Annotated in this window: 20 protein-coding genes; 9 read left to right on the forward strand and 11 right to left on the reverse strand. The window is 66.9% G+C overall.

Annotated features, from left to right (window positions below):
• The first annotated feature begins 37 nt into the window (after nucleotides 1–37).
• On the forward strand, nucleotides 38–787 hold the full coding sequence (locus tag ACTICP_RS00610) for a hypothetical protein (RefSeq protein WP_441888466.1): 750 nt from the start codon (nucleotides 38–40) through the stop codon (nucleotides 785–787).
• Nucleotides 784–1,563, forward strand: a complete 780-nt coding sequence (locus ACTICP_RS00615) for a hypothetical protein (protein ID WP_441888468.1) — start codon at nucleotides 784–786, stop codon at nucleotides 1,561–1,563. Before ACTICP_RS00610 ends, ACTICP_RS00615 begins: the two co-directional genes overlap by 4 nt.
• Nucleotides 1,564–1,581: 18 nt before the next feature.
• Here the strand turns inward: ACTICP_RS00615 and ligD are convergent, their stop codons facing one another.
• Nucleotides 1,582–2,640: a non-homologous end-joining DNA ligase gene (gene ligD / locus ACTICP_RS00620; protein WP_441888470.1), complete on the reverse strand. Its 1,059-nt coding sequence runs from the start codon at nucleotides 2,638–2,640 to the stop codon at nucleotides 1,582–1,584.
• Between the two features lie 82 nt (nucleotides 2,641–2,722).
• Between ligD and ACTICP_RS00625 the strand changes: the two genes are divergently transcribed.
• Nucleotides 2,723–4,321 (forward strand): GMC family oxidoreductase, encoded by a 1,599-nt coding sequence (locus tag ACTICP_RS00625; protein WP_441888472.1) that lies wholly within the window; start codon nucleotides 2,723–2,725, stop codon nucleotides 4,319–4,321.
• Between the two features lie 34 nt (nucleotides 4,322–4,355).
• On the opposite strand, the gene ACTICP_RS00630 is transcribed toward ACTICP_RS00625, so the two are convergent.
• On the reverse strand, nucleotides 4,356–5,492 hold the full coding sequence (locus ACTICP_RS00630) for an SseB family protein (protein WP_441888474.1): 1,137 nt from the start codon (nucleotides 5,490–5,492) through the stop codon (nucleotides 4,356–4,358).
• 75 nt (nucleotides 5,493–5,567) lie between these two features.
• Nucleotides 5,568–7,547 carry an endonuclease/exonuclease/phosphatase family protein gene (locus ACTICP_RS00635; protein ID WP_441888476.1) on the reverse strand — a complete coding sequence of 660 codons (1,980 nt, stop codon included), beginning with the start codon at nucleotides 7,545–7,547 and terminating at the stop codon, nucleotides 5,568–5,570.
• Nucleotides 7,548–7,739: 192 nt separating this feature from the next.
• On the opposite strand from ACTICP_RS00635, the gene ACTICP_RS00640 reads away from it, so the two are divergent.
• Together ACTICP_RS00640 and glsA are read left to right on the forward strand one after the other, a co-directional pair.
• The gene (locus tag ACTICP_RS00640) at nucleotides 7,740–8,474 is read left to right on the forward strand and encodes a GntR family transcriptional regulator (RefSeq protein WP_441888478.1); all 735 of its coding nucleotides are present in this window, start codon (nucleotides 7,740–7,742) and stop codon (nucleotides 8,472–8,474) included.
• 35 nt (nucleotides 8,475–8,509) lie between these two features.
• Nucleotides 8,510–9,898 (forward strand): glutaminase A, encoded by a 1,389-nt coding sequence (gene glsA / locus ACTICP_RS00645; RefSeq protein WP_441888480.1) that lies wholly within the window; start codon nucleotides 8,510–8,512, stop codon nucleotides 9,896–9,898.
• A 5-nt stretch (nucleotides 9,899–9,903) separates the two neighbouring features.
• Here glsA and ACTICP_RS00650 read toward each other — a convergent pair whose 3' ends face one another.
• Entirely contained in the window at nucleotides 9,904–12,378 is a 2,475-nt protein-coding gene (locus ACTICP_RS00650; RefSeq protein WP_441888482.1) for an ATP-dependent helicase, read from the reverse strand.
• A 62-nt stretch (nucleotides 12,379–12,440) separates the two neighbouring features.
• On the opposite strand from ACTICP_RS00650, the gene ACTICP_RS00655 reads away from it, so the two are divergent.
• Both ACTICP_RS00655 and ACTICP_RS00660 read left to right on the forward strand, forming a co-directional pair.
• Complete coding sequence (locus ACTICP_RS00655; RefSeq protein WP_441888484.1) at nucleotides 12,441–12,836, forward strand: pyridoxamine 5'-phosphate oxidase family protein; 396 nt, start codon at nucleotides 12,441–12,443, stop codon at nucleotides 12,834–12,836.
• A 15-nt stretch (nucleotides 12,837–12,851) separates the two neighbouring features.
• A complete protein-coding gene (locus ACTICP_RS00660) occupies nucleotides 12,852–13,250 on the forward strand; it encodes a YccF domain-containing protein (RefSeq protein ID WP_441888486.1) in 399 nt (132 codons plus the stop codon).
• 107 nt (nucleotides 13,251–13,357) lie between these two features.
• On the opposite strand, the gene ACTICP_RS00665 is transcribed toward ACTICP_RS00660, so the two are convergent.
• The 4 genes from ACTICP_RS00665 to ACTICP_RS00680 all read right to left on the reverse strand — a co-directional run bounded on the left by ACTICP_RS00665 (nucleotide 13,358) and on the right by ACTICP_RS00680 (nucleotide 19,757).
• Complete coding sequence (locus ACTICP_RS00665; protein WP_441888488.1) at nucleotides 13,358–16,609, reverse strand: lamin tail domain-containing protein; 3,252 nt, start codon at nucleotides 16,607–16,609, stop codon at nucleotides 13,358–13,360.
• Between the two features lie 130 nt (nucleotides 16,610–16,739).
• Entirely contained in the window at nucleotides 16,740–17,762 is a 1,023-nt protein-coding gene (locus tag ACTICP_RS00670) for an ABC transporter permease (protein WP_441888490.1), read from the reverse strand.
• A complete protein-coding gene (locus ACTICP_RS00675) occupies nucleotides 17,759–18,691 on the reverse strand; it encodes an ABC transporter ATP-binding protein (protein WP_441888492.1) in 933 nt (310 codons plus the stop codon). Before ACTICP_RS00675 ends, ACTICP_RS00670 begins: the two co-directional genes overlap by 4 nt.
• A gap of 79 nt (nucleotides 18,692–18,770) precedes the next feature.
• Nucleotides 18,771–19,757 (reverse strand): glycerophosphodiester phosphodiesterase family protein, encoded by a 987-nt coding sequence (locus tag ACTICP_RS00680; RefSeq protein WP_441888494.1) that lies wholly within the window; start codon nucleotides 19,755–19,757, stop codon nucleotides 18,771–18,773.
• 90 nt (nucleotides 19,758–19,847) lie between these two features.
• Between ACTICP_RS00680 and ACTICP_RS00685 the strand changes: the two genes are divergently transcribed.
• Together ACTICP_RS00685 and ACTICP_RS00690 are read left to right on the forward strand one after the other, a co-directional pair.
• The gene (locus ACTICP_RS00685) at nucleotides 19,848–20,762 is read left to right on the forward strand and encodes a Bax inhibitor-1/YccA family protein (RefSeq protein WP_441888496.1); all 915 of its coding nucleotides are present in this window, start codon (nucleotides 19,848–19,850) and stop codon (nucleotides 20,760–20,762) included.
• A gap of 158 nt (nucleotides 20,763–20,920) precedes the next feature.
• On the forward strand, nucleotides 20,921–21,193 hold the full coding sequence (locus ACTICP_RS00690) for a GlsB/YeaQ/YmgE family stress response membrane protein (RefSeq protein ID WP_441888498.1): 273 nt from the start codon (nucleotides 20,921–20,923) through the stop codon (nucleotides 21,191–21,193).
• A 4-nt stretch (nucleotides 21,194–21,197) separates the two neighbouring features.
• Here ACTICP_RS00690 and ACTICP_RS00695 read toward each other — a convergent pair whose 3' ends face one another.
• The 3 genes from ACTICP_RS00695 to ACTICP_RS00705 all read right to left on the reverse strand — a co-directional run bounded on the left by ACTICP_RS00695 (nucleotide 21,198) and on the right by ACTICP_RS00705 (nucleotide 23,853).
• On the reverse strand, nucleotides 21,198–22,481 hold the full coding sequence (locus tag ACTICP_RS00695; protein WP_441888500.1) for an RNA polymerase sigma factor: 1,284 nt from the start codon (nucleotides 22,479–22,481) through the stop codon (nucleotides 21,198–21,200).
• 3 nt (nucleotides 22,482–22,484) lie between these two features.
• Nucleotides 22,485–22,910 carry a YciI family protein gene (locus tag ACTICP_RS00700; protein WP_441888502.1) on the reverse strand — a complete coding sequence of 142 codons (426 nt, stop codon included), beginning with the start codon at nucleotides 22,908–22,910 and terminating at the stop codon, nucleotides 22,485–22,487.
• Nucleotides 22,911–23,022: 112 nt separating this feature from the next.
• Nucleotides 23,023–23,853, reverse strand: a complete 831-nt coding sequence (locus ACTICP_RS00705) for a CPBP family intramembrane glutamic endopeptidase (protein WP_441888504.1) — start codon at nucleotides 23,851–23,853, stop codon at nucleotides 23,023–23,025.
• Between the last annotated feature and the right edge of the window lie 14 nt (nucleotides 23,854–23,867).

Genomic DNA, 23,867 nt, shown 5'->3' on the forward strand with positions numbered 1-23,867 from the left:
CCACCGCCGTTAGCCTCGGTCGCACAAGGAGGTCACCATGCGCGGATGGAAGGCACTGGCGGTTCTGCTGGGTCTGATCGTGGTGTTCTGCGGCGTCGGCACCTGGGCATTCATCACGTGGATCGCTCCCCTGATCTTCTCGACGGCGCAGCTGTGGCCCACCGGCCCGGACGAGCTGTGGATGTGGCTGTGCATCGGCGGCGCCATCGGGGGCATCGTGCTCGGATTCACGATCGACAGTTCCCCGCTGTGGACGGACCGGCTGCCGTTCCTGTCGGACGCGGGAGCGGCAGCATCCAACACGGGGGCCACCATCGGCATCCTCGGCTCCGCGATCACGATTGCGACGCTGGATTCCACTGACCCGCTGCCGATCGTGATCATCACGGCGATCGGCGTTGTCTTCGCGGGCTTCGCGTGGCGACGGATTCGCAGCACTATCCGCGAGACCCGCGCGCACCATCGCGAGATCGCTCGGATGCGCGACCTGCACGCGAACGGAACGCACGTGCGCGCCCGGGTCGTCGACGTGCACTTCCGTAACACCTGGATGGGCGGCAACAGCCCGCTCTTCACCGTGACAGCCGACTACGACACCCCCTCAGGTCGCCATCGGGCAGAAGGCCGCGTCGTCACATCGCCGGCCGACGCCCCGATCGAGGGCGGCAGCGTGCTGCTGTGGTTCGCGGATGACGGCCGCGACACCGAGAACGTCGACATGGTGCCGGACCCGGACAGCATCCGCGACCCGCAGGCTGCGAAGACCTACGAGGCGCCGACGGCATGAGCAGAGCGACGATGCACGGCTGGAAGGTTCTCGCGGTACTGCTCGCGCTCATCACCGCGTGCTATGCCGCGTTCGCCTGGGCGCTGAGCGTGCTGCTGCTCACCGCGCTGATCCTCGCCGATCCGAGCGCGCTCGCCACCGCTGGGGCGCACGCCTTCGCGTGGTCGGGGTCGATGCAAGTGCCATGGATGTGGATGCTGATCGGCGGTATGCCTGCCGGAATGGTGCTGCAGGGCATCGCCCACTACTCGTCGTGGTGGACCGAGCGGCTTCCGCAGATGTCGGATGCGCCGGATGCGGCAGCGCTCACTGGTGGCGGGCTCGGCGTCCTCGTCGCCGTCGCCGGTGCCGGCACAACCCTGGGCTGGATTCTCGGAGGCGCAGTGTTCGCGCTCTTCGCGTTCCTCACGATCCGGATGCTGCGCCGCGCCGTCGCCGAGACCCGTGAACAGGCCGAAGAGATCGACCGCATCGATGATCTCCGCGCTCACGGAACGCGCGTGCGCGCCGATGTGGACGCCGTGCACTTCCTGCACACCTGGATCGGCGAACTGCCGCTCTTCGAGGTCACAGCGTCGTACGACACACCATCGGGAAGACGCACCGCAAGCGGACGCGTGCTCAGCATCCCCGCCGGGGCGCCCATCGTCGGCGGAACCGTGCAGCTGTGGTTCACAGGCGATGGCGCGGACAGCGACAACGTCGATATGGACGAGGACCCGCAGAGCATCCGCGATCCCGATGCCGCCGAGACCTACGACGCACCTCCGACCTGAAGACTCGGGGCCGCCGTCTCAGTCGTCGACGCGGTTGCCCTCGGCATCCCAGTTCTCGGCGACTCGCTTGCTCGGCTGCACACGCGGCGGCTCGCCGGGCATCTTGGGGAACTCCGGCGGGAACGACAGCTCACCCAGGCCGTTCTCGACATCGCGCTCCCACCAGCCCAGCAACGTGTCGATCCGGCCGGGTGACTTCTGCATGTCTGCCCACGGGTCGCCGACATCCGCCAACCGGGCGGGGATGCTGCGCACCGTGAACTTTGTCGGATCGAGTCCGTCCAACTCATCCCATTCCACGGGTGTCGATACCGTGGCGGCGGGCAGCGCACGCGGACTGTAGGCACCGGCCATGGTCCGATCGCGGTTCGCCTGGTTGAAGTCGACGAAGATGCGCTCCCCGCGCTCCTCCTTCCACCAGTTCATGGTGACCTGGTCGGGCATCCGCCGCTCGAGTTCACGCCCGGCGGCGATCACAGCATGGCGCACGTCGAGGAACTCATGCGTGGGCTCGATGGGGCAGAATACGTGCAGGCCGCGGTTGCCGCTCGTCTTGACGAACGGCTCGAGGCCGCCCTCGCGGAGCACCTCGCGCAGGCCGTGGGCGGCGGTGACGGCATCCGCGAAGTCCGTTCCCAGCTGCGGGTCGAGGTCGATGCGCAGCTCGACCGGGTTGTCGGTGTCGGAGGCGAGCGACGCCCACGGATGGAACACGATCGTGTTCATCTGCACGGCCCAGACGATCGCGCTTGGCCGATTCAGGACGATCTGCGGATGCTGTCGCCCGCTGTTGTACGTGACGGTCACAGCATCCACGAAGTCGGGCGTGCCCTTCGGCGGATTCTTCGAGAAGAACGCCTCCGACCCCTTCTTGACACCGTCGCGAAAGCGCTCCAGCGACACCGGCCGGTTGCCGTTCGCATTCAGGAAGGGATCCGCGACCGTCTGCACGTAATCGGCGAACTCTGCCTTGGTGATCCCGACCTCGGGCCAGACGAGCTTATTCGGGCTGGAGAGATCGACGTCCTGCTCGCCGTCAACATCGGCGACCGTCAGTGTCACGCGCTCAGAGGCCATGCTCTGACCCTAACCCTAGGTCGGGACAAGCGAAACGGGAAGGCCCTCGACGTCATCGGAAGAGTGTGATCAGGGTGGAGACATGGGCACACAGACAGAATTCGACTACATCATCGTCGGCGCCGGCGCAGCCGGGAGCGTTCTCGCATACCGGTTGAGTGAGGATCCCTCCGTGTCGGTCCTGGTCCTGGAGAGCGGAGGAGGCGACAGCGATCCACTCGTCTCGATCCCGAAGGGGTTCTACTTCCTCTACGGCGGCAAACGCCACTCGTTCTACTACCAGACGCGCCCCGTCGGGCCGAGCGGCGAACCGGAGACGTGGCAGCGCGGCCGACTGCTGGGAGGATCGACATCGATCAACGGGATGCAGTATCAGCGGGGCGGACCCGGATATTGGAACAGTATCGCCGCGGCCGGCAACGACGGCTGGGGCTGGTCCGACATCCTCCCGGCATTCCGCTCGCTGGAGAACCACGAACTCGGCGCATCCGAAACGCGCGGCGCGGGTGGTCCGCTCGACATCACTGTGAGCCGAGCCGAGGAGGAGCTCAACGATGCGATCTTCGCGGCCGCCGAGAGCTGGGGACTGCGCCGTGTCGACGACATCAATGCCTCCGACGATGAACGGGTCGGCTGCATCCCCAATACGATCCGCAACGGCACACGTTTGAGCGCGGCACGGGCATTCCTCGAACCCGTGATGCGACGGGCGAACCTCACGGTACTGCAGGACGCACACGTCGGCCGAGTGCTGTTCGACGGCACGGCGGCCACCGGTGTGCGTGCGAGACGGTCCGGGGCGATCCGCGACTTCACAGCACGGCGCGAGGTCATCGTCTCGGCTGGGGCCATCGAGAGCCCCCAACTTCTCGAGCGCTCCGGCATCGGACGCGGCGACGCGCTCGCCCGCGCCGGTGTGAAGGTGCGGGTGGAGAGTCCGCACGTCGGTGAGCACGCCGTCGAGCAGCGCCAGTTCGCCTACCAGGCGAGCATCAACCGGAACCTCGGCTACAACCATCTGCTCTCATCGCCGCTGCGGCAGCTCTTCAGCGGTGCGAAGTATCTGCTCAGCCGGAGCGGCGTGATCGCCACCGGGGCGTACGACATCGGCGCGTTCTTCAAGACGGCGGAGGATCGCGAAGAGGCCGACGGCTTCATCATCCTCAATCCGCTTTCGATGGATCTCACGGCGACGTCCCTCAAGGTGGCAAGCGAGCCGGGCTTCTCCGCGAGCGCGTACATGCTGCATCCGACCACGGAGAGCTCCGTGCATATCAGCGGATCCGAGCCCGGGAACCCTCCCATCATCGAGCCGCACTATTTGGAAGACCCCGCCGAGCAGGATGCATTCCTGCGCGCGCTGACCGTGCTGCGCGGTATCGCCGATCAGCCCGCCCTCGCCGAGCTGATCGAAACCGAGCAGAGCCCAGGCCCGGATGTGCAGACCAAGGAGCAGGCAGTGGCGCACGCGTGGGCGAGCGGCCACATCCTGCACGCCACCGGCACGGTGCGGATGGGGCCGGGCGATGACGATCCGGTGGATGCTGCGCTGCGGGTGCGCGGCACGGAGAATCTCAGAGTTGTCGATGCCGGAGTGATCCCCCGCCAGCCGGGCAATACGATGGCCCCCACGCTCGGGGTCGCCTGGCGTGCGGCCGATCTGATCCGCACCGGCGGCTGAGGAGCCACGGCACCGGCGCCGTCCGGCCGAGGGGTCAGTCGGAGATGTCGACCGCGCGGACCAGCACGGCGCCGAGCGCCTCGCGCTCCACGATCATCGAGGGGCCGGCGGGGTCGACGATGACGCCGGCGATTCCGCTGTGCTCGGTGAGCACCTTGGCGAGCTGCTCGGGTTCGAACGGCATCGGCTTATCTCCGCGGCCGAGCGCGACGATCTCGAGCGGGTGCGAGAACACCTGAAGGAAGCGGCGACCGTCAGCGGTGCGTGCTTCGGCGATGCCAGCCGGTCCCTTGCCGCCGCCGTCGTTCACGGCGACCCAGATCTTCGTCGTCGCGAGGGCGTCGCCGACCTTCTGCGCAGAGTCATCCTCGCGGGGAGCGGCGAGGAGCGTCTTGATCGCCATGTTGACGTCGGACTGCTCGAGGGCCTTCTTCAGCACCTCGATCGGGAAAACAGCACGGTGCACGCCGGACGCGTTGTCGACGATGAGACCGGCGAAATCGCCGCTCACCAACTGGTGGAGCACGGCGGTCACGGGCTGAGCGATCGCCGAGGTCGCGGTCGGCTCGGTCTCGCGCTGCACGGATTCGCGGACGGCGGCGGCCGAGCTGAAGGCCAGCATGTAGCTGCGCTCACCATCGCGCACGACGGCGATGGACAGCGGCTTGCCCTCGGTCACCTGCGCGCGGGCATCGCCGTGCACGCGCAGGTAGAGGTGGTTCTGCAGCATCTGACGGAGGACGCCGATGAGCTGTTCGTTGGTCGCCCCCTCCTCCAGTTCGGCGAGGGCCGTGCGCAGCAGCACGTTGTCCTTCATGCCGGGCATCGACTCGGTCGCCTCCGGCGGCAGCGCGGGTGCCAGCGGGAGGGTGCGCTTCTCAGGTGCAGACGGAGCAGGAGCCGTCGGCCTCGGAGACGCTGGAGGGGTGCGCGGTTCCGGCTGGTCCGGATCGGGCAGTTCTACCTCGGGTCCTGCCGCAGCACCCACACCGCGGAAAGCCTGCACCGAGATGCCGATCTGCGGCGCGGGTTCAGCCGACATGACTTCAGGGCCCCCAGCGGGACTGCCGCTCGCTTCGGCGCCCTCTTGGTCGATGCCGTCCGGCTCTGGCGACGTCCGCGACTCCGTAAGGTCGTCTTCAGTCTTCTTCCGGCGCGAGAACAAAGCCATGTCGATCAGCCTAGTCGGGCCGGCGCGTACCGAACATCAAGTCGCGCGTTCGCCCGGAACCTCGGCCGCGACCGGTCAGGCATCCCCACTCGTTCCGCGTCGGCGCAGCGCCGCGAGAAGCGCACCCGCGATCAGCGCGGCCACTCCCGCGAGCAACGACACGACCGGCGCAGCACTGCCCGTGGCAGCCAGCTCACCCGACGGCCCGGAAGAACCGGGATCGGCGCCCTGGTCTCCTCCTGGTACTGTCCCGCCTCCGATGGATGCCACTTCGTAGTCGACGAGCAGAGCAGCATGGTCGGAATAGAACTCGCCGTCGCCGTGCGCGGGCAGACGGTCGTCGAGGATGACGGCATCCGCCACGGATGCTCCCGCCCCGCGCACGTAGGAGAGGTCGATCCTGTTGGGAGTGTCCATTGTCAGCCGGGGACTCCAGGTGACGCCCGGTGCAGCGCAGGCGTCCGGGTTGTCCGCACGATACGTGTCGGTGTAACCGGCGTCGGCGAACTGACGTGTCGCGACCAGGTCGTAGGAGAGTCCGTAATGCCTGGGGCAGCTCGCCCATTCCACTCCCCAGTCCTCGCTGGAGATCGTGTTGAGGTCGCCGCCGATGATCGCGACATCGTGGGCACCAGGGCTGTGCTGCTCTGCGAACGCGATGAAGTCGGCGATCGACGCCGTCTGGATGCGGTCTGCGGCGATGATCTCGTCTTCGGAGTGCCGTGCCGGATCCCCCGCTTGCACATCCTGCGCGTTCTCCTCGATGAGGTCACCGATCCACGGATCGGTGTAGTTGCTCCAGACGTCGTACACCGTGACCTCGCGATTGTTGTCGAGCCTCACTCGCACCGCGCCGAGATTGAAGTCGTCGACGCTGAACCCCTCCGGTGCAGGAATCACCTCGACGATGGGCAGCCTGCTAAAGATCCAGAGGTTGTCGTTCGATCGCTGCGTGATGCGTGTGCCCGTGTAGACGTGACCGGCGTCATTGTCGTTGAGCGCTGCGAGGATCGTCTCGGATGCGCCATAGGTCTCGATCGCCGCGAAGACGTCGGGCTCCAGACTCGCGATGTACTCGGCGGCGTGCTGCTGGTTGACGAGGTCGTCATCCCCTGTGCTGCGTCCCCCCTGGTAGATGTTCCAGGTCAGCACGCGGAGGTCGGCTGTGCCGCCCGTCTGCGGCCTCGGCTCGGGAACCGGCGCCGCCTCGATCGTCAGCGCCTCGGGGCCGGCGAGAACCGTGTATCCGTCATCTTCGAACAGGAAGACCTCGTACTCGCCGGGCGGGGTCGCACCCTGCCCGATCCAGCTTCCGGTATTCGTGCCGTCCCAGCGCAGCGTGCCCTTCGCATCGGCGACGTACTGGTAGGCGCGCGCGTCATCGACGCCGGGCGTCTCATCGGCGGCGTAGATGCCGACCCAGTTGAGCGGTTTCGGGTCAGCGACCACGTATTCGATGCTGATCTCGTCACCCGGCAGGATGCTCGACGCAATCAGGCTCAGCGCATTCAGGCTCGCCGTTCCGGCGCCTACGATGAACGGCTCGGCGGCAGTGACTGCGGAGTAACCGTCATCGGCGAGGAAGTACACGAGGTATTCGCCGGGCACGAAAGTGCCTGCGTCGAGGGTGAAGTCGAGGCTTCCGCTCGTCTCGGGCGCGTACGCCCACAGCAGAGAGCCGGGGCTTCCGTCCGGGTAACCATCGGCGTCACGATAGATGCCGATCCAGTTCAGGGCTCCGGCGGTCGGCGTCGTGTAGTCGACGCTGAGAGTGTCACCCCCCGCGAGTTCGGCAGATGAAAGCGTCAGAGTTGCCTCCGCTGCTTCCTCCGGCGCCTCCACCACCGCGACCTCATCGGGTTCATCAGCCGCATGATCCACGACCAGCGTTTCGCCAACTTGCACGGCGTCGTTCATGGGCGTGATGCTTGATCCGGCTGCCAACGCGGGAGCAGATGGGGCGAGCAGCACCGCGACCAGCGCGAACACGGCCGCGACGACCGTGGGCATACGTGCAGAGAAGCGCCGAGGGTGCGTGCGAGACGAGCGGAGCATGACGAGAGCCTTCCTGGCGGTCACATGGATCTGTACAGATCAATCTGAATCAGCCCAGACAAGCGGCACACATCATTTCGGAGAACAGCCGGTGAATAACCATCGGCTCGGCCGCTTTCGTCTGATCAGCTGTGCACAGTTGATCATTCCGGCACGGAGCGCACCGGAGCACAGTCGAGCAGGGAGGACACCTTGACGATTTTCCAGACGATCGCCTATGACTTGTCCAGACGCATCAGCGACGGCGAGTTCCCGATCGGCGGTTCGCTCCCATCTGAGCACCAGCTGGCCATCCACTACGAACGCGCGAGGGGGACGGTTCGTCATGCGCTGAACCTGCTGGCTTCGCGCGGGATGCTCGTTGCAAGGCAAGGATCGGGCTGGTTCATCCAGTCAACGCTGCAGCAACACGGGTTCACTCAACTTCGCTCATTCGCTCAGTGGGCACTGACGAAGGGCATGAAGCCCTCAGGCAGAGTGGTATCGAGCGCGACGATGACAGCCTCCCCGGCCCAGGCGCGTGCGTTCCGACTGGATACATTGCAGAGCGTGCTTCGCGTCGTTCGGATCCGTGGGCTCGACGGACGCGAGATCATGTGCGAGCGCACGGTGTACGCGCCGTGGTTGGTGGACATGATCGCGTCCTTGCCCGGCGACGAGGTCTCGGTCGTGCAGGCGCTTGAGGAGCGCTTCGGCATCGTGACAGCGCATGCCGACCACAGCATCGACGCAGTCGCCGCATCGAGCGAAGACGCCAGGCTTTTGGGCGTTCGCCGGTCGAGTCCGCTATTGCGAGTGCGACGACACAGCTTCGCGAAGGACGGTCGCCCGATGGAGTCGGGGGACGATCGCTATCTGCCTGGGAGTGTCGCGTTCGAGGTCGCCTCGTCTCTCGCCAGCAGCACGCTCTCCCGGACGATCTCCTGAGCCTGTCGTATCGGACGGCCCGTAGCATGGGGCCCATGGCAGCCCCGGAGAAGCTCTCTGACATCGTGACGTCCTTCCTCGACGTCGTGCACGATCGGCTCATCAGCGACACCCGCGGCGCAGTCGCCGACTACATCCCGCAGTTGGCGGAGGCGGATCCGGAGCTGTTCGGGATCGCCCTCTGCGGACTCAATGGCCGCGTTTACGAAAGCGGAGACACCGGGGTGGAGTTCACGATCCAATCCGCGTCGAAGCCGTTCGTGTACTCGCTCGCCCTCGACGACCGGGGGCTCGATGCCATCCACAGCCGGGTGGGCGCAGAGCCCAGCGGCGAGGCCTTCAACTCCGTCAAGCTCGAAGCGACCACCGGAAGGCCGCCGAACCCGATGGTCAATGCCGGGGCGATCGTGACGACCTCGCTCGTGGCCGGCCACTCCCCCGAGGATCGCTTCGCCCGCATCCTCGCCCGCCTCAGCGCCTTCGCCGGCCGAGACCTGAGCGTCGACGAAGCCGTCTTCACCTCCGAACAGCAATCCGGTGACCGCAACCGGGCGCTCGGTTATCTCATGCGCAGCGCCGGGTCACTCACCGCTCCCGTCCTCGAGACGCTCGACACCTACTTCCGACAGTGCTCGGTGCTCGTCACGGCGCGCGACATCGCTGTGATGGGCTCGACGCTCGCGAACGGCGGAGTGAACCCGCTGACGGGCGATCGCGTGACCAGTGCGGAGACCTGCCAGCACGTCATGACGATCATGGCGACCTGCGGCATGTACGACTACGCGGGCGAATGGCTGCTGCGGGCCGGGCTGCCAGCGAAGTCAGGCGTCGCGGGTGGACTCGTCGCGAGCTCGCCCGGTGAGTTCGGGCTCGGCCTGTTCAGCCCGAGACTCGACGCGAGCGGCGCGACCGTGCGCGGCGTCGTGGCCGCCGAGCAGCTCGCGACGCGGTTCGGGCTGCACGTGCTGCATCGTCCGCTCACGCTGTCGGCGGCTGAGGTGACGGCGGCGAACGACGAGCTCGCGGCCGGCCTCGGCGCCGAGCAGGATGCTGTCGCCACCCAGATCCTGCAGGAGAACGCCGACGACCTGGCCGTCTGGCGGCTGCGCGGCTACATCGACTTCGACGGCGCCGAACGACTGCTGCTCGATCTCGACACCTGGCTCGACGCGCGCCCGGCCGACCGCGAGTCGCCCGCGGTCATCGTGCTGGACCTCACCGAAGTGACCCAGCTGCAGTCGGTCGCGGTGTGGATGCTGGCCGCTCTCGCCACCTGGTGCCGTGCACGCGGCATGCGGGTCATCGCCAGCGACCCGCAGGGCCGCAGCCTCGGAGTCGCGGGGCTGTCGCAGTCGGCGGGATTCGACGACGCGGTGCGCGACGCCGCGACCATGACCGGCACGAGCGTGGACTCGCGCGACTGAGCCGCTCAGAGCTTCTCGATCGGGGCGATCTTGATCAGGAGCTTCTTCAGCCCGGCCGAATCGAAGCGCACGTGGGCGATGCGCTTCGCTCCTTCGCCGGTCACGGCATCCACGCGCCCTTCGCCGAAGTCGTCGTGTCGGATGCGGTCGCCGGCGGCGAGTTCGAGGTCGCCGTTGTCGCGCACCTTGCCGGTGACCTTGTTCGGGAACTTGTCCATCGCCGTCGAGAGGGGCTTGAGCCCGTCGCGCTTGGCGAGCGGCTTCACGCCGAATCGGTCGCTTCCGCCGTCGCCACCGAACCCGCCGCCACCACCGCCGAAGCCGCCGCCGCGCCGAGCATTGAGCGCACGTGACTGCATGCCGCCGCGGGAGTTCACATCTCCCGGCGATTGCCGCCAGTCGACGAGCTCGGCGGGGATCTCCTGCAGGAACCGGCTCGGCATCGCCACCGACACCTCGCCGAACTGGGCGCGGGTCATCGCCAGCGACAGGTGCAGGCGCTTGCGCGCGCGGGTGATGCCGACGTAGAACAGCCGGCGCTCCTCCTGCGGGCCACCCGGCTCCCCCGCCGAGATGCGGTGCGGGATGAGGTCTTCTTCGACGCCGGTGACGAACACCGCATCGTACTCGAGCCCCTTGGCGGTGTGCATCGTCATCATCGACACCGAGCCGGACTCGTCGTCCAGATCATCGGCGTCGGAGACCAGCGCCACCTCGGTGAGGAAGTCAACGATCGTGCCGTCCGGGTTATTGCGCGCGAAGTCGCGGGTGACGGCGACCAGTTCGTCGAGGTTCTCGACGCGAGCCTCGTCCTGCGGGTCGCGGCTGGCGCGCAGTGCGTCGAGGTAGCCGCTCTTGGCGAGCAGCAGGCTGAGCCCATCAGCCACGACGGTGGGCGCGGGCACCTCGCCGGATGCCGGCAGCATCAGCTCGGTCGCCTCTTTCAGCACGGCATCCAACTGGCCGATGCCTGCCTGGATCTTCGGGCCGACACCGAGTTCGGCGGGCACCGAAAGCGCCTCGTGGAACGAGATGCCATGATCTTCGGCGAAGCGGGCGATGGTGGTCTCCGTGACGTCGCCGATGCCTCGTCGCGGTTTGTTCAGGATGCGGCGCACGGACATCTCGTCGGCGGGGTTCGCGACCGCGATGAGGTAGGCCATGGCGTCTTTGATCTCGGCGCGCTCGTAGAACTTCGTGCCGCCCATGATCTTGTACGGCACGGCCGAGCGGATGAAGATCTCCTCCAGCGCACGCGACTGCGAGTTCGTGCGGTAGAACACGGCCATCTCGGAGTACGGCATGCCTGCCCGCCGCAGCGCCTCGACCTCGTCGGCGACGAACTGTGCCTCGTCGTGCTGCGAGTACCCGGTGAACCCGACGATCTTCTCGCCGTCGCCGCGATCGCTCCACAGCTTCTTGTCCTTGCGGTCGAAGTTGTGGCCGATGACGGCGTTCGCGGCCGAGAGGATGTTCTGCGTCGACCGGTAGTTCTGCTCGAGCAGCACGACCTTCGCGCCGGGGAAATCGCGCTCGAACTCGCTGATGTTGCGAATGTCGGCGCCGCGGAAAGCATAGATCGACTGGTCGGAGTCGCCGACGACCGTCAGGGAGGCACCTTCAAGCTCTGGCGTGGTCTCCGGTTCGAAGATCATCATGCCGTTCGAGGCATACGGGTCGGGAGCATCCGCCGAGACCGGCCGGGTGAGCTCGTGGATGAGCGCGTACTGCGCGTGGTTGGTGTCCTGGTACTCGTCGACGAGGATGTGGCGGAAGCGTCGCCGGTAGGTGTCGGCGACCTTCGGGAACGCGCGGAACAGATACACCGTCTGACCGATGAGGTCGTCGAAGTCGAAGGCGTTCGCCTTGCGCAGCTGCCGCTGATAGTCGCCGAAGATCTCGACGAACTTCTGCTCTGCCGGGTCGCTCATGTTGGCGTCGCGCGCGAACGACTCGGCATCTTGCAGCTCGTTCTTGAGCTTCGAGATGCGGCCCTGAACGGCTGCCGGGGTCATGCCGTACGCGTCGGCCTCGTGCTCTTTGACGAGGCGCTTGATGAGCGCCCGCGAGTCACCGGAGTCGTAGATCGTGAACGACTTCGTGAACCCGAATTGCTCGGCCTCACGGCGCAGGATCCGAACGCACGCAGAGTGGAATGTCGAGATCCACATGCCGCGAGAGGCCTCGCCGACCAGCTGCGCGACACGCTCGCGCATCTCACCGGCTGCCTTGTTCGTGAACGTGATCGCGAGGATCTGGCTCGGCCACGCCTCTCTCCCCCGCAGGAGCGATGCGATACGGCGAGTGAGCACACTCGTCTTGCCGGATCCGGCGCCCGCGACGATGAGCAGCGCGGACCCGCGGTAGGTCACGGCGGCGAGCTGCTGCGGATTCAGACCCGCGAGAAGGTCGTCCTGGTCCGTCGCACCGGAGGAGCGCGGGCCGGCGGAGGAGGGAACGATGAGAGGAGCGTCGGTCATGGCGTTACGAGTCTAAGCTGGGGCGCAGACACCCGGTTGCGATCCGCATCGAGGAGGACGACATGATCAGGGATGTGCCGGAGCAGGAGTGCTACGAGCTACTGCGCACCACCACGGTGGGCAGAGTCGGATTCGTGACGGACGGACGCGTCGAGATCTTCCCCGTGAACTATGACGTGTCGAAGCCGGATGTCTTCGTGCGCACGTCATCCGACGGCATCCTGCGCCGGCTGGCTGACGATCGACCGCAAGTCGCCTTCGAGATCGACTACCACGATGACCTGGCCGGTACCGGGTGGAGCGTGCTGATGCACGGACAGTTGTCCCCGGTGAGCGACGACGACGCGTCGGCGCTGACCGGCCGCATCTCCGCGTGGGCCGGCAGCGAACGGGTGGTTCCGCTGCGGTTCCGCATCGAGAGCATTTCCGGTCGACGCGTGCGACGCGATCGGCCTTGACGACAGGAGCGATCCATGCGCACGATCCTCAACATCATCTGGGTGATCTTCGCCGGGTGGGCTCTCTTCCTCGGCTATGTCGTCGCCGGCATCCTGCTGTGCATCCTGATCGTGACGATCCCGTGGGGGATCGCGTCGTTCCGGATCGCCGGCTACGCGATCTGGCCCTTCGGTCGTCAGATCGTCGAGAAACGTACCAGCGGCGTCGGCGCGTTCCTGGGCAACATCATCTGGGTCATCCTCGCCGGGTGGTGGCTGGCGATCGCCCACATCATCTCTGGAATCGCCCTGTGCATCACGATCATCGGCATCCCGATGGCGATCGCCGACTTCAAGATGGTGCCGATCTCGCTCATGCCACTCGGCAAGGACATCGTCTCCACGCGCCGCGGCCCGTTCGACGGGAAGCGCTGATGCCAGAAGCCAACCGCGCAAACGGTATGAGTTTCGTCGGTTGTCGAAGAGCCTGACCGACGAAACTCATACCGCATGCCGCATAGCCGAGCGCCGCAGCCCGATCGCTAAAGCGACGACTCCCGGCGGCGGCGCATGGTCACCGCAAGTGCGCCCGCGACGAGCAGGGCGATGGCGAACGCCAGCGTGAGCACCGAGAACTCGGCACCGGTCGTTGCGAGGTCGCCGTCGCCATCGGCGGATCCCGCGCCTCCATCGCCCGGTCTGCCGTCGCCGCTGCCGTCTCCATCTCCGCCACCATCGGTCGCACCGGGCAGTGTGCCGACGCGAAGCGCCTCGGACGCGTACCCGTCAGCGAACCACCAGACCGGGCGCTCACCATTCGTCGACAGCGAGGCCGGTGCGGTGGCGAAGCCCTCGTTGTTGATGTCGGGCATCCCCGCCGGGCGCGCGAAGTGCGCGATGCGCGGCTGGTCGGTCCCGTTGAGCGTGATCTGTGCGGACTTGCCGCCACAGCCGTCATCGCAGACGGCCCACATCACACCGAGCACGCTGTCGTAGTCCAGGCTCATGACACCGGCGAGTCCCGGATCGATGGTCGAGACGAGCTCCGCCGTGCCGTCTGCTGCGAGCGCGAAGGCGTATACGCCGCCACCGTCTTCGACTGCAACGAAGAACAGTCCGTCACCGGCGTAAGCGGAACCGTCGAACGGTGCCTGTGTGTTGTCGTCGAACAGCGCACCGGCGAGCACCGAGTCCGGCACCCACTCGACAGCCTCGATGCCGAGGTTGGCGCCGACGGCGGGAAGCAGGTCGGTGAGGTCCCACTCGGTCAGAGCGACGAGGTCGGGGCCGGCTGCGTCCGGGTCGACCTGCAGGATCTTGTTCTGGTTGACGCCCTTATCGCTGTTGTCTCGCTCGGATGCCAGATAGACCAGCCCGTCGCCGTCGACCGTGATGCCCTCGGTGTCGGGGCCGGCTGCGCCGGGGTTCTCGGCATCCTTCTGGAAGCGCACGCGCTTGCCGTCGGCCCAGCCGTCGACGAGAGCCACCGAACCGTCAGCCGAGGCGTTCAGCTTCCAGATCGTGCCGGTGCCGTTGTCGACAGCCCACAGGAACGTCCCGTCAGCGGTCTCCTGAACGTCGAGGCCGGAGCTGTCCTCGAGGAAGGTCGGAGAGCTGTCGAGAACGCGCACGTCTGCAGAACCGGGCCACGGCGAGACCGCGATCTCACCGGGGCAGATGTTCGCCTCTCCCGGAGTGGGCTCGGCGGTCGCAGCGAACGGTCCGTTCGTGTCGGGGCAGCGGCCCCATGTCGTCGACGCGTGGCTGTCGCCCCACGACGTGGAGTCGACGAGGTGATCGCCGTCGAAGACGCGAACCGTGTCGTCCTTGCCGATCCCGAAGTCGAGGTCATCGATGACGAGGTACCCGTTCGCGGGGATGCTGGTGCCGACCGCGATCTCGTAGGAGTGCGCGTCATCGTCGTCCTTCACGACGATGCCCGAGACGTCGAGCTCAGCACCGGTCGGGTTGACGAGTTCGATCCAGTCGGGCTCACCGTCGGACTCGACCTCGTTGATGCGCACCGGGTTGCCGCAGGCGTTGCGGATGCCGGGAGTGCCGACCGCGACGTCGACGAAGTCGCCGGTGCCGTCTTCACAGCGCGCCCAGACCCCGTCGGCATGCGCGGGGTAGACGTGCTCGGCGACGGTCAGGCCGTCGGCGTTGCGGATCGTGACCATGTCGCCGTTACCCAGCCCGAACGTGAAGTGATCGGTGCCGTCGAAGACGAAGTACTCTCCGGGTGCGAGGATCGTGCCGTCGGCCAGTGGCATCACATCGGCGGCGTGGCCGACCGGATCGTTGTCCATGAGCGTCCAGCCGGAGATGTCGACCGGGTCGGTGCCGGTGTTGACGATCTCGGCCCAGTCCGGAGCGCCCTGCGAGTTGATCTCGTTGATCGCGACCGTGGGTGGGACGCACTCGTTCGCGGCCCCCGGTGTGGCGTATGCAAGCACGAAGGCGCCTGTGCCGTCCGGGCAGCGCGCCAGGGTCGCGGCGATCTCGTCGCCGTCGATGTTGGCATGCTCGCTCCAGCTGTGCGTCTCGTCGAACTTCGTACCCGCCCGGTCGTAGAGGCGAATCTGGTCGCCCGATCCGATGCCGATCGCGGCGGCGAAGATGCCGTCTTCATAGGTGTCGGTCTGGTCGTTGAACACGCGACCTTCGGCGTTCGCGTCGACGACGAGGAACTCGCCGCCGGCGATCGAGCTTCCCGCCGGGAACTGCCAGCGGTGGTCGTCGGAGTTGTCGCGGATCTCGAACCCTGCGATATCGAACGCCTCGGTGCCGGGGTTGTACAGCTCGACCCAGTCGGCGGGGCCGGAATCGACCTCGTTCAGCACGACCGATCCCGGAACCGGCGCGATCTCGCAGTTATTGGCCGCACCCGGCGTCGCCTGGGTGGCATGGGCCCAGTCACCAGTTCCGTCGGGGCAGCGGGCGAAAGTCGCCGTCGGCGAGGTGGCCTCGTACGCGTACGCGTCGACCTCGGTCTGCGCCTCGTCGTAGAGGACGACCTCATCGCCCTTGCCCAGTCCGAACGTGAAGTCGACGTCGGTGACGAGCACGGCAAAGGCACCGGGGGCGAGAGTCGAGCCGTCAGGGAAAGGTGTGCTGAAGCGATCGCGCTTGTCGTCGGAGATGGTCCACCCCGCGATGGAGACCGTCTCGGTGCCCGTGTTGAAGATCTCGACGCGGTCGCTGAAGCCGGAGACCTCGTCGTAGATGATCTCGTTGAGCACGACATCCGGGCCAGTCCCGGGGTCGCCGTCGCCACCGCCGGAGAAACTGTTCGCGCTGCCCTTGGTCGATTCAGAGGTCAGGGCGTACGTGACATCGGCTCCATCGCCCTGCGCGCCCCAGCTCGGCACGGCATGCGTCTCTGCCGGCCAGCTGGTCTGCAGCAACGGCTGCGTACCGTTCGCATCGCCAGGTGCGAAAAGACGCACGCTGTCGCCCTTTCCGAGTCCGAAGTCGAAGTCGCCCTCGCCCGAATCCGAGAGCGTGTCGATGACGAGGTACTCCCCCGGCGCGACGATCGTGCCGGCGGGGAACGTGTACGGGTTCTTGTCGCTGTTGTCCTGGACGATGTATTCGCTCAGATCGACGTCGCTGTCTGAGTAGTTGTAGAACTCGATCCAGTCATCCGGGGTCCCGCCGTTCGATACGACCTCGTTGATGCGGATGCCGAGGGGCTCTTCAGCGGCGATTGCGGCGGGTGGCACGACGAACAGAGTGGCGGCGCCGACGGCGCACGCCGCAGCGGCTGCGAGCGCGCGGGAATAGCGAGACATGTGACTCCAGAGATCGGGTTGGGGGCACTACCCGCTCAGTCGATCGATCCCGCGTGTCCGGCAGGCGCACAGCATCCGTCCAGAAGGTGAACGGAAAGTGACGCGAACGCGGCGCAAGCCGCCCCGAACCTCAGGCGATGCGCGTTCCGGGCGGGAGCATCCGCGCCGGTGTTCGCGTGCGCGCCCACGCGCCGGCGAACAGGCCGCCGGCGATGACGATCTGGATACCGAGACCGACGAACCAGCTCGGCACGGTGCTGTCGATGACCTGCTGCGCTGTCTGCTGCTGCCCCTGGTCGGCGGGGTCGCATGGATCCCAGCGGTACTCCTGCGGCGGCAGCTGCGCGCTGCGCACGCCGAACTTGATCTGCCCGAACATATCGGCAGGCCACCCGCCTGTTCCATACGTCGTCGGCGTGGCATCGGCCAGCACGACGAACGGGTTCGCGGCCAGAAGCCACCACACCCGATCGAATCGCGGCGCCTCGTACGTGTACGTCTCCCAGCGCTCGCAGTCGACGTTGCCCATGCTGTCGTACGCGCGGTTGTAACTCGTCTCCTCCGTGCGCAGCGCGGTGCCGCCCAGACCGAACGCGATGAGAGTGCCGATCGTCAGCGCGGCGACCACGAGGTAAGTCGCAGCGACCGAGAACAGCGGGCGCGCGATCAGTCCGCTGAGGCCGACGCCGACGGCCGCTACGACGATGATCTCGGCTGCCAGCACGAGCAGTGAGACGGCGAAGGTGGCCGGGTGCACTCCCCCGCCGAGCAGCGACAACGCGAGGAAGGGCAGTGCGACGCCGAGGAAGACGCCGCCGGTGGCGATGGCAGCGACCAACTTGCCGACCATGATGTCGCCGGTGGACGCCGCGGTCACCTGCACCGCCGCGAGGGTGGCCGCATCGCGATCGCCGTTGATCGCGTTGCCGCTGAGAGTGGGCGATACGAGTACGACCAGCAGCAGGACGACGTTGACGACGATCGAGTAGACGCCGGCCCCTGCGGCTTCGGTGAACGAGTAGACCGCGAAAGACAACGCGGTGATGCCGAGCAGGATGAGCGCGAAGGCACCGAGCAGGATGTACCAGCCGACGCTGCGCAGCCGCTGCGTGAGTTCGAGCTTGGCGACGAGGCCGATGTGCGTGAGGGTCATGCTCCCGGCTCCGTTCGCGGCAGGTTGAGGAAGGTGTGCTCCAGCGCGCTCTGCGCCGGCCCGAAGTCGCTCACGGCGAGTCCTGCCTCGACGATGCGGCGGAGCCCTGCCGCGGCATCCTGCTCGGATCCGAATCCGACGATCGCGGCGTTGCGGTCGATGCCCAGAGCGCCCGCTTCCATCCCGAGCGCCGTGGCGATGAGGTCGGCATCGGCACGCTGCCGAGCACTGTCGGTGTCGGCGAGGCGTATCCGCCAGGCGCGGACAGCCGTCTGCACCGGGGCAGCATCGGCGACCGCTCCGGCGACGAGAAAGACCGCGTCGTCGATGACCTCTTCGAGCTCCGAGAGGATGTGACTCGAGATCAGCACGGTGCGCCCCTCGGCGGCGAGCCTCCGCAGCAGCACCCGCAGCTGCACGCGTGCGTCCGGGTCGAGGCCGGAGGCCGGTTCGTCCAGCAGCAGCACCTGCGGGTCGTGCACGAGCGCACGCGCCAGACCGAGTTTCTGCTTCTGCCCCCGTGAGAGGACCTTCGCCGGAGCATCCGCCAGTTCCTCCAGGCCCACGAGCGACAGCAGTTCGGCGGCTCTGGTCGCCGCGGCATCCCGCTCGATGTCGTACAGACGAGCGGTCGTGACGATCGTCTCGCGTGCGGTGAGCGAGGGCCAGGCGCCGAGCGCATCCGGCATCCATCCCAGCAGGCGGCGGGCGGCGAGCGCGTCTCCTGCCGGGTCGACCTCGCCGATGCGGATCGAGCCGGTGTCCGGGGCGAGCAGCGTCGCGAGCATGAGCAGCAGTGTGGTCTTGCCGGCGCCGTTGGGCCCGACCAGCCCGGTCACCCGGCCGCTTTCGGCGCGGAAGGTCGCGTTTCTGACGGCGTGCACCGTGCCGAACGATCTGCTGACGCCCTCGGTGACGATTCCGGTCATGCGGTCAGTCTGTCAGTTGCGCCGCTTCTCGCCGTCGGACTCGCGGCAGAACCACAGCAGCAGATCTCACCCGCGGATCTCACCCGCGGAAGAAGGCGACGGCGAGATCAGGATGATCGACGAAGACGCCGTCGACGCCGGTGCGAGCGAGAGCGCCCCACTCCGATTCGTAGTCGCCGAACGCCTGCTTGCCGCCATCGCCGCGGAACTCCGCCGCGAGGAAGGCGTTCTCCGGCCTCGCCGTCCACGTGAACACCTTCAACCCCCGCGCATGCGCGTCCTCGACGATCGTGCTTCCTCGTGCGAGCAGCATCCGCTTGTTGACGCTGATCCCGTCGACTGTGCCGACGAGCGCGTCGAGGCCGCGCGGCGTGACGGTCGCCTTGTAGGTGGTCGCCTGGCGTCCGTGAGCGACCAGCTGATCGTAGGGACGACCGGATGCTTCGATCAGATAGATGTATGACGCGGGGATGCCGAGCTCCTGCAGCTGGGCGAGCACGGTCCGCTCGAAGGACTCGATGATCAGCGGCAGCTCGCCGTCCGCCCAGCCGGCAGCGCGCAGGTCGCGGGCGATCAGCGGTGCGAGGTCGAGCCCGATGCCCGCGAAATAGGTCGCGTGCTTGATCTCGAGCACGACGCCGATCTCCCGGCCGTGCTCTTCTGACCCGTCTCTGACGAGGTCGAGAAGATCGGTCAGGCGCAGCACCGGCTGCGCGTCGTCGAACGAGGCGCTGGAGACTCGAACCTGCGGCAGCCGCTCCCGCACCCTCAACGTGGCGAGCTCGTCCCAGGTGAAGTCCTCGGTGAACCAACCGGTCAGCTGCTGACCGTCGATGCGCTTGGTGGCCTTGCGATCCGCGAACTCGGGGTGGTCGGCCACATCGGTGGTGCCGGAGATTTCGTTCTCGTGCCGGATGACGAGGATGCCGTCCTTCGTGCTCACCACGTCGGGCTCGACGGCATCCACTCCCAGGGCGAGAGCGAGTTCGTACGACGACCTGCTGTGCTCGGGCCGATACCCTGGCGCGCCCCGGTGGCCGATGACGAGCGGCGACTTCCTGGGCATGGATTCAGGTTAGAACACCCCACACATAGTATTCGGCCGGTATCGTGGAGGAAAGCGACCTTAGAACCTCTCGGAGTGAGGCCCACCACCATGAGCAATTTCGCATTCAACAACCCGGCGTTCCAGAAGCAGGACCCTCGGAACGTCGCTACCTACCCCGGCGCGTCCGGCGGCCAGCCCGGCATGCAGGGCGCTCAGGCGGCTTCGCTGCAGCACGGTGCGATGGATGCCGCAGCCAACGCGCAGCTCGAAGGCATGTACTCCTCGCCGTCGGCCGGTTCGCTCGAGACCGACCGGATGAGCGTCGAGGACACCGTTTGGAAGACCGCTGGCCTGTTCGCAATCCTGCTCGTCACCGCTGCCGTCGGCTGGGTGTGGTCGCTGGGCGGGCTGAGCCTCGACCCGCGGGTCGGCGTGTCGATGCTGCCGATGATCATCGGCGCACTCGGCGGCTTCGTGCTCGCGATGGTCATCACGTTCACCTCGCGCAAGAAGGTGCGTCCCGCGCTGATCTTCGCCTACGCGGCCCTGGAAGGTCTCTTCGTCGGCGGCATCTCGGCATTCTTCGAGGTCATCTACCCCGGCATCGTCGTGCAGGCGACGCTCGCGACCCTGGCCGTCGTCGGCGTGACGCTGGCTCTGTTCGCCAGCGGCAAGATCCGCGCCTCGAAGAAGGCGACCAAGGTCTTCATGATCGCGATGGTCGGCTACCTCGTCTTCTCGGTGCTGAACCTCATCCTGATGTGGACCGGCGTCAACCAGAACGCGTTCGGACTCCGCAGCGTCGAGATCATGGGCATCCCCCTCGGCCTGATCATCGGTGTGCTCGTCGTCATCATGGCCGCGTACTCGCTGGTGCTCGACTTCGACCAGATCCAGCAGGGCGTGCGCAATGGCGCTCCCCGCAAGTACGGCTGGGTCGGCGGCTTCGGCATCATGGTGACCGTCGTCTGGCTGTACGTCGAGATCCTGCGCATCATCGCCATCGCGCGCGGCAGTAACTGATCTGACTTCGCCGAAAGGGCCTCATCTCTCCGGAGATGGGGCCCTTTCGCTGTCTCCGCGTCCCCTATCGTCTTTTGCAGGCACGCCGCAAGGGGGCTGGCGTATCCGTTCGCGGAGGAGCATAGTTACATCACCGCTAACAGAAAGGGGATTACATCATGGGTTTCCTTGCATTTCTTCTTCTCGGATTGATCGCCGGAGCGATCGCGAAACTGATCCTTCCCGGTAAGCAGGGTGGCGGATGGTTCGTCACACTTCTTCTGGGCGTCGTGGGCGCAATCCTCGGCGGGTGGCTCGGCAGCTTGATCTTCGGCGTCGGCATCAACGAATTCTGGAGCCTGTCATCGTGGGCTCTCGCCATCGGCGGTGCGATCATCGTGCTGCTGATCTACGGCCTCATCGTGGGCCGCGGCAACAAGGTCCGCGACTGATCCTCTAATCAGCCGAGGCTTTAGCCTCCAGAAGGGCCCGTTCCCGGTCGTTCCCCGCGAGTTCCGCGGCGGTGGCGAACTCGGAACGGGCCTCTTCTCTGCGCCCCAGACGCAGCAGCATCTCGCCGCGGGTCGCCGGAAGCAGGTGATACCCCGCCAGTGCGCCGGACTCGGCGATCCGGTCGATGATGCGCAGGGCGGATGCCGCGCCGGTCGCCATCGCGACCGCCGCAGCCCGGTTCAGCTCCACGATCGGCGAGGGTGCCACGCGTCCGAGAGCCTCGTACAGCACGACGATCCGTTCCCAATCCGTGCTCTCGACAGACGCCGCGATCACGTGGCACTCGGCGATCGCCGCCTGCAGCCCGTAGGCGCCGCGGCCGTGACCGACGGCATCCGCGCGTTCGAGTGCAGCGCGGCCACGAGAGATGCGGCTCCGATCCCAACGACCGCGATTCTGATCCGCGAGGAGAATCGGCTCTCCCTTCGCGTCGACTCGTGCGGGGAAGCGGGCCGCGGTGAGTTCCATCAGCGCCAGCAGGCTGTGCGCATCACGCTCCCGCGGCACGAGGGCCGTCAGTACGCGGGTGAGGCGGATCGCCTCAAAGCTGAGCTCGGGGCGCATCCAGTCGGCGCCGCTGCTGGCGGCGTGGCCCTCGTTGAAGATCAGGTACAGCACCCCGAGCACCGCGCTCAGCCGTTCGGCGTATTCCTGGCGCGAGGGCACCTCGAACGGCACCTTCGCCGCCCCCAGGGTCTTCTTGGCTCGCACGATCCGCTGCTGCACGGTGGCCGTGGGCACGACGAAAGCCCGGGCGATCTCCTCGCTGGACAGACCACCGATCACGCGCAGCGTCAGCGCCACGCTGGCCTCGCGCGAGAGCACAGGGTGGCACGAGATGAAGACGAGCCGCAGCACGTCGTCGTCGATGGCATCCGGATCCCAGGGATCGGCATCCATGGCATCGGCCTGCTCGCGTTCGAGATCGTACGCGATCGTCGCGATCCGGTCGTCGAAGCGTTCCTGCCGCCGCCATCCATCGATCGCACGCCGTTTGGCGACGGCCGTCAGCCAGGCGGCAGGGTTGCGCGGTGTGCCGTCGGCTGGCCACTGACGCAGCGCCTCGAGCAGAGCATCCTGTGCGAGATCCTCCGCCTGCGAGAAGTCGCCGACCATGCGCGTCAGCGTCGCGACGATCTTCGCCGACTCGATGCGCCAGACGGCGGCGATGGTGCGCTCCACATCTGTCGTGGAGCCCACCATCGCGCCGTCGTGATCGTCCGTCATGATCTACTGCTGGGCGCGCTGCGCCTGCTCCTCGCGCCAGCCTTCTTCTTTCTGGATCCATTCGTTATCGGCCGGGAAGTCGTCCATCTCGGTGACGCGGCGCACCTCGAGGAAGGAACCGGGGCCGAGCGGTGCCCGGCCGGCCCACTCTGCGGCCTCTTCACGGGTGGAGACCTCGATGATCCAGAAGCCGTTGAACAGCTCTTTGGTCTCACCGTAGGGGCCGTCGGTGATGAGCGGCTTCTCGGCGCTGAAGTCGACGACGAAGCCCTCAGCGGCGTCGCTGAGCCCCTCGCCCGCGAGCAGGACGCCCGCCTTGATCATCGACTCGTTGTACTTGCCCATGGCCTCGATGATCTGCTCGAACGGGATCTCCTCGTACGCCTCGACAGCCTGGTCGGTCGCGCGCATGATCAGCATGAACTTCATGATGTTCTCCTTCGGTTGCGGGATCGGTTTCGACCCTCTCACTGAAGACGTCGAACAGAGAAGGGCCGGATCGACATCGATAGGAAAATGTTCTTCCGCCGATCCTGTCCACTCATCGCCGGGCCGGCGCGACGATGATCGCCCCGGCTGTCAGGGCAACCGTCGTGACCGCGGCGAGCCCCCACAGAGCCGGCGCCGACAGGTCTGCCGAGCCCGCGACGAGATTCAGCACAGACATCGGCACGGCATGAGCGATCACTGCCGGCCAGACACTGCCGAACCGTTCGACGAGCATGGCGAGGAATATCCCCAACGGCAGCAGCAGCACGGTCGACACCACGCCCGTCACCGGCGGCAGCGACCCCTGCAGGATCATCGTCCCGTGCAGCGGAATGTGGAAGACGACCCAGATGCCGCTGATCACAACGGCCCGCGCCCAGCGATTCACGCCGGGCAGCAGTTGCGGCAGGAACGCCCGCCACGCCACCTCTTCGCCGAACGTGCTCACCGAGAACAGCAGCGCGGCCGGCACCGTCAGCACCGCGATCTGCAGATAGGCCGCCAACGGCAGCGGCGCGGCGAACCCGAGAGCGATACCGATCGCGGCAGCGACGGCGTAGATCAGGACCAGTCCGAGCACGCCCGTCGCCAGTCCGCTGAGCAGCGTGCCGATCTTCCCGGGTCGCAGCATCCACCAGCGGGTGACCGATCCGGACAGGCCGAATGACAGGATCACGACGAATGACACCACGGCGGGTATCCAGCGCCCGACGATCGTGAACCAGTCCGGCAGGGGCGCACCGGACACCAGGAAGACGGCGCAGATCAGCGTCACCAGCGCCAGCGTCGCCACGACGAAGACGGTCGCCGCGCGCACCGCCGTCCGCGGATCGAGAGACTGCGCCGTATCGGGTGCGGGAACCTGTCGCTGAGAGTCGCTCATGCCTCCACGCTAGG

Source organism: Microbacterium sp. (assembly GCF_052102115.1).
Taxonomy (GTDB): Bacteria; Actinomycetota; Actinomycetes; order Actinomycetales; family Microbacteriaceae; genus Microbacterium.

What these genes read in the sequence shown, in the direction of transcription:
- ACTICP_RS00680 (WP_441888494.1), bottom strand. Translation starts at nt 19,757, where the DNA reads ATGCCCAGGAAGTCGCCGCTCGTCATCGGCCACCGGGGCGCGCCAGGG.
- ACTICP_RS00685 (WP_441888496.1), top strand. Translation starts at nt 19,848, where the DNA reads ATGAGCAATTTCGCATTCAACAACCCGGCGTTCCAGAAGCAGGACCCT.
- ACTICP_RS00610 (WP_441888466.1), top strand. Translation starts at nt 38, where the DNA reads ATGCGCGGATGGAAGGCACTGGCGGTTCTGCTGGGTCTGATCGTGGTG.
- ACTICP_RS00690 (WP_441888498.1), top strand. Translation starts at nt 20,921, where the DNA reads ATGGGTTTCCTTGCATTTCTTCTTCTCGGATTGATCGCCGGAGCGATC.
- ACTICP_RS00655 (WP_441888484.1), top strand. Translation starts at nt 12,441, where the DNA reads ATGATCAGGGATGTGCCGGAGCAGGAGTGCTACGAGCTACTGCGCACC.
- ACTICP_RS00635 (WP_441888476.1), bottom strand. Translation starts at nt 7,547, where the DNA reads ATGCTCCGCTCGTCTCGCACGCACCCTCGGCGCTTCTCTGCACGTATG.
- ACTICP_RS00700 (WP_441888502.1), bottom strand. Translation starts at nt 22,910, where the DNA reads ATGAAGTTCATGCTGATCATGCGCGCGACCGACCAGGCTGTCGAGGCG.
- ACTICP_RS00615 (WP_441888468.1), top strand. Translation starts at nt 784, where the DNA reads ATGAGCAGAGCGACGATGCACGGCTGGAAGGTTCTCGCGGTACTGCTC.
- ligD (WP_441888470.1), bottom strand. Translation starts at nt 2,640, where the DNA reads ATGGCCTCTGAGCGCGTGACACTGACGGTCGCCGATGTTGACGGCGAG.
- ACTICP_RS00705 (WP_441888504.1), bottom strand. Translation starts at nt 23,853, where the DNA reads ATGAGCGACTCTCAGCGACAGGTTCCCGCACCCGATACGGCGCAGTCT.
- ACTICP_RS00665 (WP_441888488.1), bottom strand. Translation starts at nt 16,609, where the DNA reads ATGTCTCGCTATTCCCGCGCGCTCGCAGCCGCTGCGGCGTGCGCCGTC.
- ACTICP_RS00695 (WP_441888500.1), bottom strand. Translation starts at nt 22,481, where the DNA reads ATGACGGACGATCACGACGGCGCGATGGTGGGCTCCACGACAGATGTG.
- ACTICP_RS00660 (WP_441888486.1), top strand. Translation starts at nt 12,852, where the DNA reads ATGCGCACGATCCTCAACATCATCTGGGTGATCTTCGCCGGGTGGGCT.
- ACTICP_RS00625 (WP_441888472.1), top strand. Translation starts at nt 2,723, where the DNA reads ATGGGCACACAGACAGAATTCGACTACATCATCGTCGGCGCCGGCGCA.
- ACTICP_RS00670 (WP_441888490.1), bottom strand. Translation starts at nt 17,762, where the DNA reads ATGACCCTCACGCACATCGGCCTCGTCGCCAAGCTCGAACTCACGCAG.
- glsA (WP_441888480.1), top strand. Translation starts at nt 8,510, where the DNA reads ATGGCAGCCCCGGAGAAGCTCTCTGACATCGTGACGTCCTTCCTCGAC.
- ACTICP_RS00630 (WP_441888474.1), bottom strand. Translation starts at nt 5,492, where the DNA reads ATGGCTTTGTTCTCGCGCCGGAAGAAGACTGAAGACGACCTTACGGAG.
- ACTICP_RS00675 (WP_441888492.1), bottom strand. Translation starts at nt 18,691, where the DNA reads ATGACCGGAATCGTCACCGAGGGCGTCAGCAGATCGTTCGGCACGGTG.
- ACTICP_RS00650 (WP_441888482.1), bottom strand. Translation starts at nt 12,378, where the DNA reads ATGACCGACGCTCCTCTCATCGTTCCCTCCTCCGCCGGCCCGCGCTCC.